Source organism: Mixta mediterraneensis (genome assembly GCF_014946725.1).
In the GTDB taxonomy this organism is placed as follows: domain Bacteria; phylum Pseudomonadota; class Gammaproteobacteria; order Enterobacterales; family Enterobacteriaceae; genus Pantoea; species Pantoea mediterraneensis.
On record NZ_JACFXY010000014.1, the window covers coordinates 35,258 to 49,601 of the forward strand.

At 51.8% G+C, this 14,344-nt stretch carries 15 protein-coding genes and 1 other RNA gene; 5 read left to right on the plus strand and 11 right to left on the minus strand.

Annotated elements, in window-relative coordinates:
• Positions 1-58 precede the first annotated feature (58 nt).
• Positions 59-922, plus strand: a complete 864-nt coding sequence (gene rsmI, locus H2P46_RS19365; RefSeq protein WP_193406480.1) for a 16S rRNA (cytidine(1402)-2'-O)-methyltransferase — start codon at positions 59-61, stop codon at positions 920-922.
• Positions 923-955: 33 nt separating this feature from the next.
• An RNA gene (gene rnpB / locus H2P46_RS19370) (RNase P RNA component class A) lies at positions 956-1,334 on the plus strand.
• Between the two features lie 162 nt (positions 1,335-1,496).
• On the opposite strand, the gene H2P46_RS19375 is transcribed toward rnpB, so the two are convergent.
• From H2P46_RS19375 to H2P46_RS19420, 10 genes are all read right to left on the minus strand, one after another.
• On the minus strand, positions 1,497-2,471 hold the full coding sequence (locus H2P46_RS19375; protein ID WP_193406481.1) for a glutathione S-transferase family protein: 975 nt from the start codon (positions 2,469-2,471) through the stop codon (positions 1,497-1,499).
• A gap of 76 nt (positions 2,472-2,547) precedes the next feature.
• The gene (locus H2P46_RS19380; protein WP_193406543.1) at positions 2,548-2,958 is read right to left on the minus strand and encodes a DoxX family protein; all 411 of its coding nucleotides are present in this window, start codon (positions 2,956-2,958) and stop codon (positions 2,548-2,550) included.
• A gap of 204 nt (positions 2,959-3,162) precedes the next feature.
• Complete coding sequence (locus H2P46_RS19385; RefSeq protein ID WP_193406482.1) at positions 3,163-3,447, minus strand: YqjK-like family protein; 285 nt, start codon at positions 3,445-3,447, stop codon at positions 3,163-3,165.
• Positions 3,447-3,842, minus strand: a complete 396-nt coding sequence (locus H2P46_RS19390) for a phage holin family protein (protein WP_193406483.1) — start codon at positions 3,840-3,842, stop codon at positions 3,447-3,449. Before H2P46_RS19390 ends, H2P46_RS19385 begins: the two co-directional genes overlap by 1 nt.
• Positions 3,843-3,844: 2 nt before the next feature.
• On the minus strand, positions 3,845-4,150 hold the full coding sequence (locus H2P46_RS19395; RefSeq protein ID WP_193406484.1) for an ElaB/YgaM/YqjD family protein: 306 nt from the start codon (positions 4,148-4,150) through the stop codon (positions 3,845-3,847).
• A 35-nt stretch (positions 4,151-4,185) separates the two neighbouring features.
• A complete protein-coding gene (locus tag H2P46_RS19400) occupies positions 4,186-4,560 on the minus strand; it encodes a DUF1090 domain-containing protein (protein WP_193406544.1) in 375 nt (124 codons plus the stop codon).
• 198 nt (positions 4,561-4,758) lie between these two features.
• Positions 4,759-5,106 carry an EnvZ/OmpR regulon moderator MzrA gene (gene mzrA, locus H2P46_RS19405; protein ID WP_193406485.1) on the minus strand — a complete coding sequence of 116 codons (348 nt, stop codon included), beginning with the start codon at positions 5,104-5,106 and terminating at the stop codon, positions 4,759-4,761.
• Positions 5,106-5,780, minus strand: coding sequence for a DedA family protein (locus H2P46_RS19410; RefSeq protein WP_193406486.1), 675 nt, complete (start codon positions 5,778-5,780; stop codon positions 5,106-5,108). Before H2P46_RS19410 ends, mzrA begins: the two co-directional genes overlap by 1 nt.
• Before the next feature lie 323 nt (positions 5,781-6,103).
• Entirely contained in the window at positions 6,104-6,877 is a 774-nt protein-coding gene (gene exuR, locus H2P46_RS19415) for a transcriptional regulator ExuR (RefSeq protein ID WP_193406487.1), read from the minus strand.
• An 87-nt stretch (positions 6,878-6,964) separates the two neighbouring features.
• A complete protein-coding gene (locus H2P46_RS19420) occupies positions 6,965-8,269 on the minus strand; it encodes an MFS transporter (protein WP_193406488.1) in 1,305 nt (434 codons plus the stop codon).
• 396 nt (positions 8,270-8,665) lie between these two features.
• On the opposite strand from H2P46_RS19420, the gene uxaC reads away from it, so the two are divergent.
• From uxaC to H2P46_RS19435, 3 genes are read left to right on the plus strand one after another with little or no spacing between them, the layout of a single operon-like run.
• Positions 8,666-10,081, plus strand: coding sequence for a glucuronate isomerase (gene uxaC, locus H2P46_RS19425; protein ID WP_193406489.1), 1,416 nt, complete (start codon positions 8,666-8,668; stop codon positions 10,079-10,081).
• Between the two features lie 2 nt (positions 10,082-10,083).
• Complete coding sequence (locus H2P46_RS19430) at positions 10,084-11,532, plus strand: tagaturonate reductase (protein WP_193406490.1); 1,449 nt, start codon at positions 10,084-10,086, stop codon at positions 11,530-11,532.
• A 4-nt stretch (positions 11,533-11,536) separates the two neighbouring features.
• The gene (locus tag H2P46_RS19435; RefSeq protein ID WP_193406491.1) at positions 11,537-13,027 is read left to right on the plus strand and encodes a UxaA family hydrolase; all 1,491 of its coding nucleotides are present in this window, start codon (positions 11,537-11,539) and stop codon (positions 13,025-13,027) included.
• Between the two features lie 42 nt (positions 13,028-13,069).
• On the opposite strand, the gene sstT is transcribed toward H2P46_RS19435, so the two are convergent.
• Complete coding sequence (gene sstT / locus H2P46_RS19440) at positions 13,070-14,302, minus strand: serine/threonine transporter SstT (RefSeq protein WP_193406492.1); 1,233 nt, start codon at positions 14,300-14,302, stop codon at positions 13,070-13,072.
• Positions 14,303-14,344 lie beyond the last annotated feature (42 nt).

Consider the following 14,344-nt stretch of genomic DNA (forward strand, 5'->3'; position numbering starts at 1 on the left):
TATCCAGTGATGTTTTTTTCAAGATGCTCAATATTAAATCGGCAATTCGGATGAAACAATGAAACAACACGATCGGGCAGATATTTCTGCCAGCACGCTCTACATCGTTCCAACCCCGATTGGTAATTTGGGTGACATCACCCAGCGGGCGCTGACGGTGCTTTCGAGCGTCGATCTGGTCGCTGCGGAAGATACACGTCATACCGGACTGTTGCTACAACATTTCGCCATCAATGCGCGGCTCTTCGCACTTCACGATCACAACGAGCAGCAAAAAGCGGAGCTGTTGCTGACGAAGCTGCAGGAAGGGCAAAGCATAGCACTGGTCTCTGATGCCGGTACGCCATTGATCAACGATCCCGGCTATCATCTGGTGCGCCGCTGTCGCGAAGCGGGAATTCGCATTGTGCCATTGCCAGGGGCTTGCGCCGCAATAGCAGCATTAAGCGCCGCGGGATTACCGTCCGATCGTTTCTGTTACGAAGGGTTTCTGCCTGCCAAATCTAAAGGGCGCTGCGATGCTCTGCGGTCCGTGCTCCAGGAGCCGCGAACCCTGATTTTCTATGAATCGACGCATCGCTTGCTGGATAGTTTGCAGGATATGGTTACCGAATTCGGTGCAGATCGCTACGTGGTGCTGGCGCGGGAACTGACTAAAACCTGGGAGTCTATTTACGGTGCGCCAGTGGGAGAATTACTGGCGTGGGTAAAAGAGGACGAGAATCGTCGCAAAGGCGAAATGGTATTGATTGTGGAAGGGCATAAAGCGGATGAAGAGGCGTTGCCGGCTGATGCGCTGCGCACCTTAACACTATTGCAAAAAGAGTTACCGTTAAAGAAAGCGGCGGCATTGACCGCTGAGATTCATGGCGTGAAGAAAAACGCACTTTATAAGTACGCTCTGGAGCATCAGGAAGCGTGACAAATGCGGGCGAATGCCCTATCATCCGCCGCCGAAGCTGACCAGACAGTCGCCGCTTTGTCGTCGTCCTCACTTGTGGGGAGACGGGCGAAGGGGAGGAAAGTCCGGGCTCCATAGGGCAGGGTGCCAGGTAACGCCTGGGAGGCGCAAGCCTACGACCAGTGCAACAGAGAGCAAACCGCCGATGGCCCAGAATTGGGATCAGGTAAGGGTGAAAGGGTGCGGTAAGAGCGCACCGCGCGGCTGGCAACAGTTCGTGGCACGGTAAACTCCACCCGGAGCAAGGCCAAATAGGGGTTCACAAGGTACGGCCCGTACTGAACCCGGGTAGGCTGCTTGAGCCAGTGAGCGATTACTGGCCTAGATGAATGACTGTCCACGACAGAACCCGGCTTAACGGTCAGCTTCAACTTATTCAGACAACGCCCCGCATGATCAGCGGGGCGTTTTGTTTTGTGCGGCGATGGAGTGTCCACGACGCTCTCCATGAAAAGAAAGCGGCTTATCGGTCAGCTTCGGCTTATTCAGACAACGCTCCGCATGATAAAAATTGCGGGGCGTTTTGTTTTGTGAATTATCCCCGCCCGTGCGGCTCATCCCAGTTAAATGCAGGACCCAGAGAGATCACCCCGTTCGGATTGATGGTTTTATGACTGCAATAATAGTGATGGCGAATATGCGGCAGATTGACCGTTTCGGCAATGCCCGGCATTTGGTAAATATCCCGTAAAAAACCGCTCAGATTAAGATAATCACTAATACGGTGGCGATCGCACTTAAAATGCGTGACATAAACCGGATCAAATCGTACTAATGTAGTCCACAAGCGCAGGTCCGCTTCTGTTAACTGGTTGCCAGTTAAATAGCGATGTTGGCCCAAAATCTGTTCAAGACGCGACAGTGAATGGAACAGCGCGGTGACTGCTTCATCATAGGCTTGCTGGGTTGTCGAGAAGCCCGTTTTATAGACACCATTATTAACCGTGTCGTATATCCAGCCATTCAGCTCATCAATCTGTTCCCGCAATGCAGGCGGATAATAGTCGCCTGCCCGAGCGCCAACTGCGTCGAAGGCGCTGTTAAACATGCGGACAATATCGGCAGATTCGTTACTGACAATGGTGTTTTGCTGCTTATCCCACAGCACCGGAACAGTGACACGACCGGTATAATGAGAATCGGCATGCAAATAGAGCTGATAGAGAAATTCGTTTTGGTACAGGCTGTCGCCGGTTGTCGCAGGGAAGTCGTCATCAAAGGTCCAGCCATTTTCCAGCATCAACGGGTGCACCACTGAGACATCAATCATGCTTTCCAGCCCTTTGAGCTTACGCATCAGCAGCGTGCGATGCGCCCACGGACAGGCCAGAGAAACATACAGATGATAACGATCGCGTTCAGCGATGAAGCCAGCCTTCCCGCTGGGGCCAGCGCTGCCATCTGCCGTGATCCAGTTACGCCACGCCGATTCTGAACGTTTAAAGCGTCCACCGGTTGATTTTGTATCGTACCAGGTATCATGCCAGACACCTTCAATTAATTGGCCCATAACGCCTCCAATGTCAACAGGGCGAGGAAAAGTCCCCGCCCTGCTAAGTATATGTAGCTTTTTGTCTGATGAGAGATTAGTGCGCTAACGCAGCCTGGGGCTTTTTGCTGATCAGCCGATCAATACTGTAAGCGCCTGGCCCTACCAGACCTAATATCAGAAAACCACCGGCAATCGTCAGATTCTTTATAAACATCAACTGGTTGACGCCTTCTGCAAAGTTACTGTGAAACAGCAACGCTGTCAGAATAGTGAAACCGGCAGTAAACAGGGCAGTAAAACGGGTCAGAAAACCGAACAGAATAGCCAAACCACCACCCAGTTCCAGCAGTATCACCAGAGGCAGCATAAAGCCCGGCACGCCCATCACTTCCATATATTGCTGCGTCCCAGCATAGCCGGTGATTTTGCCCCAGCCAGCGGTAATAAACAGGACTGGCATCAGGATACGAGCCAGTAACAACCCAGCATCTTCGAATTTTTTCATCATTATCTCCAGGACTAAAAGTCTGGCAGGACAAAGAGACCGTGCCGGTTAACCCCATTGATAGCAGCTTTGCCAGTCATTGGGTTGATAGCTGGAGATGATAGTCGCGTGCTGAAAAGGTTGTAAGCGAGATATATTGTCGAACTTTTTCAGAAAAACTGACAGTAGAAAGCCAGCCCAGTAGGGGCCAGCTTTAACAGGAGGTTAACGCTGAGGAAGTGCGGCTTTAAACATACGCCAGGTGCTCCACAGACCAAAGCCGCGTTTTGCCCATCGCATCAGCTTATTCGGGCTGCGGACGGACCAGATAGCCAGGGCGCTACTACCAATAGCCAGATAACGTCGTATGCTGAGAAAAGTCAGCCAGCCACGATCGTAATGCGCTGTGCCATAAAGCCAGTCACGGCGCGCGGCGCTTAAGTCCAGTCGCTGTTGCTGCACCTGGTTAAGCAGCTCATGGATGCGTTCTTCACGTTCGCGGCGACTCATTAGCGTTCCTCTTCAAGCAATGCACGATCGGTTTCCAGTTCTTTTCGCGTATGACGTAGCAGCGTAGATTGACGTGTCTTATGTAACGTCCAGAGTCCGAGGATCAACGCCAGCGCGAACAGAACAGCGGTCGTGATGCCAATCGCCATCAAACGATATTGCGCATCCACCGCCCAGATAATCAGCACCATCAGGCTCATCAAACCAAATGCGGTGAATAACATCGTCAAGCCAACCATGATTAATAACTGAATCAGATTCGCTTTTTCTTCTTCCAGCTCCGCGACGGCCAGACGTACACGCGTTTCAACCATGCCAACCAGCGTAGTAACGATACGCTGGCCAATATTAATGACCCCTTTGCCCGGGCCCTGGTTCTGTTGTGATTCAGCCATAATTAGCGCCGCGAGATGAGGATACCCAGCGCGACGCCAATGGCTGCACCGATACCAACACCATGCCAGGGGTTTTCACGCACGTAGCCTTCGGCTTTCTGTGCGGCTTCACGGGTGGTCGCTGCCAGGCGTTCGCCTGACTCACCCAGACGCTCACGCGAACTCTCTAACGCCACGCGCGCTTTGTTGCGCAGTTTGTCCAGTTCACCTTTTGATTTGTCTGTACTGCTGCTTAACACCTCTTCCAGGGTATCAGCCAGATTTTTTAGCTCAGCACGCAGATGTTCAGACGATGCATCTTTAGACATGAATTACTCCTTTAACCTCAGTAGATTGGATACGATTAATAAGGCTCCGCCTGTAACTTTTTCAGTTCGCGGCGTGCTTCTTCCAGTTTTTGTTCACGTTTAGCAATCTTATCCTTGTCTTTACCGTCCTGGCGCTCTGCTTTAAGTTCGCGTTCGCGCTCGGCAACTTTCTGTTTCTGCGTATTGATTCTTTCCAGATGCGCCGCTTCAAGTTTTTTATCGGTACAGTTGGCGCGAACTTCGGTTAAGGCGCGCTCCAAACCGTTAACGCGGCGCTGATTGTTATGCTTCTGCGCCATGTCAATTTCTTGCATAATATTCTCTTCTTTTTGCTGACAGAGCGACTCTCCTGCCATCAGCGAGCCTGAAAGAGAAAAGAGTGTGAATCCCAGCAATAATTTATGTTTCATCAGGCTGATTACCTTCCATTGTGACTTAACCTGTGACTGACCGGATAAAGTGTAATCCGGATGAGCCTTTACTTTACTTATTCCTAAAGCATAGACACCAGCAGGTAAAAGTTCAAAGAACACGAGGAGATACAGAAAGTTCCAGGCCACAACGCTTTGTGCGCTGTAGCCGGGATCCTTACGAGGAAAAAGAAGTGGCTACGCCAGTGACAGGCGGTCAGCTTGATCGTGTTGCGCCACAATAAAACCTTGCGGCAGCAGGCGGCGTAGGACTTTTTGTGCCGCCAGACTTTGCTCTTCGCTGTCGAAATGGATCACCAGCGCATTACCAGAAGGCGTAATGCTTTTGATACGAATACCCTGTGCGGTGAGCTGTTGGTAAAGATAGAAACCATCAGGTAAGGGCGTACCAGCATGCGAAACACGGATTTGTACCACCGTTTCATGACGCATCAACGTGGGTGCCAGACTCAGTGCGATCAGCACGAACACGCCGCCAGTTATCCAGGGTAGCCAACGCTTTTGAAAACCTTTCAGCATGAACATTACTCAGCTTTCCCGTTTTGGCTGGCCTGACGTTTACGCCACAACACAATTAAAGAACCCACCAAACCAATCACCAACAGCACCAGCGGCAGCATCATCAGAAAGAACATCAGTTCATCTTCATAGCGGCGGAAAATTGGCGTTTTGCCTAACGCGAAGCCCAGCACTGTAAGAATGACGACCCATAAGAAGGCGCTTACCCAGTTGAAAAATTGAAAGCGGGCGGTATTCAAGCCGGAAAGGCCAGCAATGGTAGGCAGCAAGGTGCGCACAAAAGCAATAAAGCGGCCAATTAGCAGGGCTGATAAGCCGTGGCGATGAAACAGACTGTGCGCGCGTTGGTGATACTGGGCGGGAAGATGAGACAACCATTTTTGTACTGTGGGCGTATTACCCAGCCAGCGGCCCTGAATGTAACTTACCCAGCAGCCCAGACTTGCGCCAGTAGTGAGAACTAAGATAGTCAGCGGAAAACTCATGGTTCCTTTGGCAATTAGCACGCCTACTAAAATCAGCAGACTATCACCAGGCAGGAAAGCAGCGGGTAATAAACCGTTTTCCAGGAACAAAATCATGAACAATACATCGTAAATTGCCCATACCAGCGTTGGATCGGAAAGAGTTTCATAATCCTGTTGCCACAAGGCATGCAGCAACGCTTGCAAAATATCCATCAATCATTCCTGAACATCATTGTTAAACATGTCCCGAGGGACTTAAGCGCAGGCCGACATTTGGTTATCGATTTTAGGAGCGCAGCCTGAGCAGATTTTTCCGGATCCATCCGAAATTGATTGTTAAATCAGCGACTTTATAAAGCCCTGTCGCAAAGGGTAAGGAAAGGGCGATAACTGTAACAAAAATCATGCGATCGAGACAGGGGAAACTGCCCGGCGAAGGGGAGTTTTACCCTGTGAGCCGGCATGTAAAAAGGAGCTTTACATGACCTGACACTATTGCAGTTTAACTGACCAGAAAGGGCGCATTTTCAACGGGATCAACGTGGCGTATTCGAACCATCTGGCAGGATGACCGGATTCTCACCAAACATGTAACGGTCCACATTAAATTCAAAATCATCGGCAGTGGCGTTAAACAGCATCTGCTTAGTATTTTCCAAATGATGCCACATCGCCAGTTTACTGGCGGCGGGATCTTTGCGCATCAGTGCTTTCAGGATTTGATCGTGATCGTCGCACCAGCTCAGAATGCTGCGCTGGTCGATATGTTCGTGGAGTTTAATCCAGTAAGGATTATGCAGGCGATGCAGCCACATTTTTTCGACAATGGCGGCTAATGCGCTGTTTTGTGTGGACTGCGCAATACGTACATGGAACTGCATGTCCCATTCTGAATCGCGAAAATGGTCTTCCTGGCGGGCTTTCTCCTGGATTGCCATTAATTCGATGATGTCCTGGCGGGTGACTTGCGTGGCCGCAAACTCGGCGACATTACTTTCGATAAGCTGCCGTGCCTGAAGCAGCTCAAAGGGACCAAAAGAGGCGAATTCTAACTGGTTGAATGTTGCAACACGATTTTGTTGCTGACTGGCGATGACGTGAATACCTGAGCCTTTACGCACCTCAACGTAGCCTTCCACTTCCAGCATAATGATGGCTTCACGCACCACGGTACGGCTCACTTCCATCTCTTCAGCAATCAACCGTTCAGCCGGTAACTTATCGCCAATGGAATAACCGCCACTCTCAATGCGGCTTTTTAATGCGCTAGCCAGCTGTTGATAAAGTCGACGGGGTTCGGTGATTTCCATGGCGCGATCCAGAATGGCAAACGGGTAAGTTGTTATACCACCTTGCAGTGAGAGAGGAAAAGGGCTGGCAGCAACCAGCCCGATAGATTAACTGCTAATAGCTGCGCCTTGCGGTGCCTGCACTTCCTGCTCCAGTTCAGAGATCGGTTTGTTTTTCAAAACGGTCCAGATAACAATCGCGCCCAGTAAGTCAAACACGGCCAGTGCGGCAAACAGCGGGCTAAAGCCAAGCGTATCAGCTAACGCACCCACGACCAGTGCAAACAGGGTGCTGGCGGTCCAGGCTGCCATGCCGGTTAAACCGTTCGCGGTAGCGACTTCATTGCGACCAAACACGTCGGAAGAGAGGGTGATTAGCGCGCCGGATAATGCCTGATGCGCGAAACCGCCGACACACAGCAGAGCGATAGCCACATAAGGACTGGTGAACAATCCGATGGTGCCAGGACCAATCATCAGCACCGCACCTATTGTGACCACCAGTTTACGTGACACGATCAGATTTACGCCAAACCAGCGCTGAAACAGCGGAGGCAAATATCCACCCAATATGCAGCCAATATCGGCAAACAGCATCGGCATCCAGGCGAACAGGGCGATTTCCTTCAGATTAAAACCATAAACCTTAAACATAAACAGCGGAATCCACGCGTTAAAGGTTCCCCATGCCGGTTCGGCGAGAAAGCGCGGCAGTGCAATGCCCCAGAACTGTCGATTCCGCAGGATCTGTCGGACCGACATTTTGCGCGTATTGCCGGTTTGATGCTGCGCCTCCTGACCGGCAAGGATATAGTGGCGCTCTTCTTCGCTCAGTTTGGTTTGTTGTTTAGGATGTTTATAGAAAACCAGCCAGCACAGTGCCCAGACCATGCTTAACACACCCGTGATGATAAAGGCCATTTGCCAGCTGTGCGCCATTATCGCCCAGACGACTAAAGGCGGTGCCAGCATGGCGCCAATTGATGAACCCACGTTGAAATAGCCTACCGCTACTGAACGCTCTTTGGCAGGGAACCATTCGCTGCTGGCCTTCAGACCAGCCGGGATCATAGCGGCTTCGGCTGCGCCTACCGCGCCACGCGCTAAGGCAAATCCTCCCCAGCTGCCTGCCATCGCAGTCGCGGCGCAGAACAGGGCCCACAGTACAGCGAAAACGGCGTAGCCAATTTTGGTTCCAAGCAGGTCCAGCACATAACCGGCGACTGGCTGCATCAGGGTATAACAGGCCGAATAGGCGGCGATGATGTAGGAATATTGCTGCGTGGTGATATGCAGCTCTGTTTGCAACGTGGGTGCTGCCACCGCGATGGTGTTTCTTGTCAGATACCCCAGCACTGTGCCGAGTGTGACCAGGCCGATCATATACCATCGTAGCCCTTTGATCTTACGCATCCTCTACCTCTTCCAGTTCTGTATGCGGACTTGCCGCTGTTGTTATCTGGAGCGGGACAACTCGTGATATAGCTCTGCTCACGCCCGCAGGTCCTGTAAAGCGACCTTTTTTTACCTTGTCTTTAGGTGTGCCTTTACGATGCACACGATGGAGCGAGAGCCTAACTTGTTATACAACTTTAAAAGTTGAGAGCCATCACAAAAACCCTCACTGCCTTATGGGATACTTTAATCCCATGTTACGACAGCCATTTAGCCCTCAGCAGGCGGCAAAAGTGTCCATAAACGTAAAGTTTTACTGCGCATTATGTGAGCGAGATCGCAAAGAATTCTTCTGCTGGCTAAAATTGGTATGATAACTTTGGATCTAGAGGTTCAGCCTGAGAGGAAGTGAGCATGCCGCGTTTTATGACCGAAGATTTTTTGCTGGATACCGAGTTTTCCCGTCGTCTTTATCACGACTACGCGAAAGATCAGCCGATTTTCGATTATCACTGCCATCTGCCACCGCAGCAGATTGCCGAAAATTATCGTTTCGCCAATCTTTATGACATTTGGCTGAAAGGCGATCACTACAAATGGCGTGCAATGCGTGCCAACGGTGTGCCGGAAGCATTTTGTACAGGTGATGCCAGCGATCGGGAAAAATTTAACGCCTGGGCGCGCACGGTGCCGCATACCATTGGCAACCCACTTTATCACTGGACGCATCTCGAACTGCGCCGTCCTTTCGGCATCTCCGACACGCTGTTGTCTGAAAAAACCGCCGATAACATCTGGGATCGCTGTAATGATCTGCTGGCGCAGGATGAATTTACGACGCGCGGCATCATGAAGCAGATGAACGTAAAAATGGTGGGCACTACTGACGATCCGCTCGACGATCTGTCACATCATCGCGCACTGGCGGATGACACCCATTTTGATGTCAAAGTGCTGCCGAGCTGGCGTCCGGATAAAGCCTTCAATATTGAAGCCGAAACCTTTTTACCGTGGGTCCAGAACCTGGAGCGTATTGCTGACATCAGCGTGCAGCGCTTCGATGACTTGCTGCGAGCGTTGAGTCAACGTCTGGATTACTTCGCAGCGCATGGCTGTAAAGTGTCCGATCACGCGCTGGATGTGGTGTGTTACGCCGAGGCGGATAACGCCACGCTTGATGCTATTCTGTCGCGTCGCCTGGGCGGTACGGCACCGAATCCACAGGAAACTGCACAGTTTAAAACCGCCGTTCTGGTCTGGCTGGGTAGCGAATATGCCCGTCGCGGCTGGGTTCAGCAATATCATATTGGTGCGTTGCGTAATACCAACCGCCGTCAATATGAATTGCTCGGCCCGGATGTCGGCTTTGACTCCATCAACGATCAGCCGGTAGCGGAACCGCTGGCACGTTTACTTGGCGCACAGAATCTGCATAACGCATTGCCAAAAACCATTCTTTATTGCCTGAATCCGCGTGACAACGAAGTGATTGCTACCATGGCGGGCAATTTTCAGGGCGAAGGCGAAGCGGGGAAAATGCAGTTTGGTTCGGCCTGGTGGTTTAACGATCAGCTCGATGGTATGCAGCGACAGATGACGCAACTGGCGCAGATTGGTTTGCTAAGCCGCTTCGTTGGTATGCTGACCGACAGCCGCAGTTTTCTGTCTTATACGCGCCATGAATATTTTCGTCGGCTGTTGTGTCAGATGATGGGACACTGGGTTGAACGAGGCGAAGCGCCCGCTGACGAAGCCTTGTTGGGTCAGATGGTACAGAACATCTGCTTCAATAACGCCCGCGATTACTTCGGCATTGAGCTGGGAGTCTGATCATGCAGCGGCTAAATCGTCACGACTTTCCCGGCGCCCATTATAGCGAACGCGTCATTCAGTTCGGTGAAGGTAACTTTTTACGTGCGTTTATCGACTGGCAAATCGACTGGCTAAATGAACACCAGGGTATTGATGCCGGGATTGTGGTCGTGCGGCCGCGTAATCGTGAAGTCAGCGACAGCCTGAATCAGCAGGATGGCCTGTACACCACGCTGATTCGGGGACTCAATGACCAGGGCGAGCAGGTCAGTGAAAAGCGGTTGATCCGCAGTCTGAACCGTGAAATTCAGCCTTATAAACAGTTCGATGATTTTCTGGCGCTTGCCAGAAATGCACAGATACGTTTCGTATTTTCCAATACGACCGAAGCCGGTATCGCTTTGGTCGAAACGGACACATTAGCCGATCAACCCGCCGCCAGCTTTCCTGGCAAGCTGACGCAACTGCTGTGGGCGCGCTTCAACCATTTTAAGGGCGCAAGCGATAAAGGCTGGCTGATCCTGCCGTGTGAATTGATCGATCATAATGGTGATACGCTGCGCGAAATGGTACTGCGGTATGCGGATCGCTGGCAGCTTACGCAGGAATTTAAAGCGTGGGTCAACCAGCATTGCGCGTTCTACAACACGCTGGTGGATCGCATTGTGACTGGCTTTCCCCCGGAAAGCGCGCAGCTTGCAGCGCAGCTGGGCTACGAAGATCGCTATCTGGTAGCGGGTGAAGTTTATTACCAGTTTGTGATCCAGGGGCCAGCCATTCTGGCTGATGAACTCAGACTGGATGCACTGGCTCCCCAGGTGCGAATGGTGGAAGACATCACGCCCTATAAAGCACAGAAAGTTGCGATCCTGAATGGTGCGCATACCGCGATGGTTCCGGTGGCCTGTCTTGCCGGGCTGGAAAGCGTGGGCGAAGCGATGGATGATACAGCGATTGCTGGCTTTATTGATGATTTGTTGCGTCAAGAGGTGATCCCAACGCTGGATCTGCCGCGTCATGAGCTCCATGCCTTTGCCGATGCGGTACAGCGCCGCTTCCGTAATCCTTTTATCCATCACGCCTTATTGTCGATCGCCCTGAATGGCATGACCAAGTTTCGCACGCGGTTACTCGCGCCGCTGCTGGCATCGCATCAGCAGTCCGGCAAATGGCCGCAGCGCCTGACCTTCGCCTTTGCCGCCTTAATCGCTTTTTATCGTGGCGAGTCAGATAAAAAAAGCTGGCCGCTGCAAGATGAAGCGCAATGGTTACAGCGCTACGCCGAAGGCTGGTCGGCATTGAAAGCTGGCCAGATTACTCCCGAACAGCTGGTAAGTAGCGTGTTAAGCGACGCGCAACACTGGGGAGAAGATTTAACCCTGCAACCGGGATTAGTGGCAGCGGTTACTCATCACCTGCAAAACATCATCGCCCACGGAATGCGTAAGGCGCTGAGTCAACTGAGATAACGCTATGCAAGACGCCATTAAAATACATTCTCGCGACAACGTTGCCGTAGCGTTGCGCGACTTAGCCGCCGGTGCCACCGTTGAGCTGTCGGGGCAGGGAGTGAAACTGCAACAGGACGTAGGAGGTGGCCATAAGTTTGCGCTGCAATCCATCGCGCAAGGCGAACTGGTGATCAAATATGGCCTGCCGATTGGTCACGCCACTCAGCCAATTGCCCAGGGTGAGGTTATTCATTCTCAGAATTCGCGCACTAACCTTAGCGATCTGGATGAGTATACCTATCAGCCCGAACTTATGACTGTGCCGCCGCAGCCGGGCGATCGCGAAGTACAAATTTATCGGCGTGCAAATGGCGAAGTGGGCATTCGTAACGAACTCTGGATATTGCCTACGGTAGGCTGCGTGAATGGCATTGCCCGTCAGATCCTACAACGTTTTTTGAAAGAAACGCAGGATGCCGCCGGAACCGATGGAGCGTTTCTGTTTAGTCACACCTTTGGCTGTTCGCAGCTGGGGCAGGATCATGACAATACGCGAACCATGCTGCAAAACATGGTACGTCATCCAAATGCGGGCGCGGTGCTGGTGATTGGCCTTGGCTGTGAGAACAATCAGGTTGATGCTTTCCGCGAAACGTTGGGCATGTTTGAGAGCGACCGTGTAGAGTTTATGGTTTGCCAGCAGCATGACGATGAAGTTGAAGCAGGTTTAGTTCGCCTACATGCACTGTATGAAAAGATGCGCCACGATCAACGCGTACCGGGCAAACTCAGCGAGCTGAAGTTCGGGCTGGAATGCGGCGGTTCGGACGGTTTTTCAGGTATTACCGCGAATCCTCTGCTGGGCCGTTTCTCCGACCAGATGATTGCTAATGGCGGCACGACCGTCTTGACCGAAGTGCCAGAAATGTTTGGCGCTGAGCGTATTTTGATGAGCCGCTGCCGTGATGAAGCGACCTTTGATAAAACCGTGGCAATGATAAATGACTTCAAACAGTACTTTATCGATCATCAGCAACCGATTTACGAAAATCCCTCGCCGGGCAACAAAGCGGGTGGTATCACCACGCTGGAAGAGAAGTCGCTTGGCTGCACACAGAAAGCTGGACAAAGTCAGGTCGTGGACGTATTGAAATATGGCGAGCGGTTAAAAACGCCAGGCCTGAATTTACTGAGCGCACCGGGTAACGATGCGGTCGCCACCAGCGCGCTGGCGGGTGCGGGCTGCCATATGGTGCTGTTTAGCACCGGTCGCGGTACGCCTTATGGCGGATTTGTACCGACGGTGAAACTGGCGACCAATACGCCGCTGGCGGAGAAAAAACCACACTGGATTGATTTCGACGCCGGACGGTTGATTCATGGCATGAGCATGGACGATATGCTGGCCGATTTCGTCGATACCATCGTCGCGATTGCAAATGGCCGGGCGACAAATAACGAAAAGAATGATTTCCGGGAGCTGGCAATTTTCAAAAGCGGCGTAACCCTGTAATTATCAAAAAAAATGGCGACCTCCGTTGGTCGCCATAATTTTTTAAATGCGGCTCGGTATGCGGTCCGCTTCAGCCTGACAAACGGCTGCGGTGAATAAAATATCCGTTGAGGAATTCAACGCCGTTTCAGCCGAATCCTGCAGCACGCCGATGATAAAACCTACGGCGACCACCTGCATTGCCAAATCATTGGGAATGCCGAACATATTACATGCCACCGGGATCAGCAGCAGCGAACCCCCCGCCACGCCCGATGCGCCACAGGCACATAATGATGCGACCAGGCTGAGTAAAATAGCAGTGGGCAGATCCACACTAATGCCTAAAGTATGTACTGCCGCCAGCGTCAGCACAGTAAGGGTGATCGGGGCGCCCGCCATACTGATAGTCGCACCCAGCGGGATGGATATTGAATAGGTGTCTTCATCCAGATTTAGACGTTTTGCAATCGCCATATTCACCGGAATGTTAGCGGCAGAGCTGCGGGTAAAGAAGGCGGTCATACCGCTTTCTCGCAGGCAGGTAAACACCAGCGGATAAGGGTTACGGCGGATTTTACTGAAAACCAACAGCGGATTGACAACCAGCGCCATCAGCGCCATACAACCGATCAGTAACGACAGTAGGTGAGCATATTGCCACAGAGCACCAAAACCGGTCGAGGCCAGAATAGACGCAACTAAGCCAAAAATACCTATGGGCGCACAGCGAATGACACAGCGCACCAGCCAGGTCGCTGCGTTTGATGCGTCAGTCAGAAACGCGCGGGTACTCGGTTGGCTGTGCCGAAACGCCAGCCCTAATCCAATCGCCCACACCAGAATACCGATGTAGTTAGCGTTCATTAACGCAGTAATCGGGTTAGCAACCATACTCATCAGCAAACCGCGCAGCACTTCGGTAATGCCGGATGGCGGCGTTATTTCAGTGGCGCCTACCGTTAGTGTCAAGGCTTGTGGCGTCAGGTAACTAAAAATCACCGCCACAACGGCGGCAAAGAAAGTGCTGAGCAGATAAAGCATAACGATCGGCCTGATATTGCTTTTCTGGCCTTGCTGATGATTAGCGATAGAGGAAATGACCAACACCAGAACCAGTAATGGCGCCACGGCTTTTAACGCGTTGACAAACAGTTCACCTAACAGTCCTACGGCTAGCGCCGCATCGCGAGACAGCCAGGCTAGCATAATGCCAGCGACCAGCCCGATCATAATTTGTTTCACCAGGCTTCCTGCGAACAGGGTACCCAGACGTGCGGAGACATTTTTAAGCATAGATTTTTCTGTATTTTTAGCGGGATGTAGCATTGGTTGCGA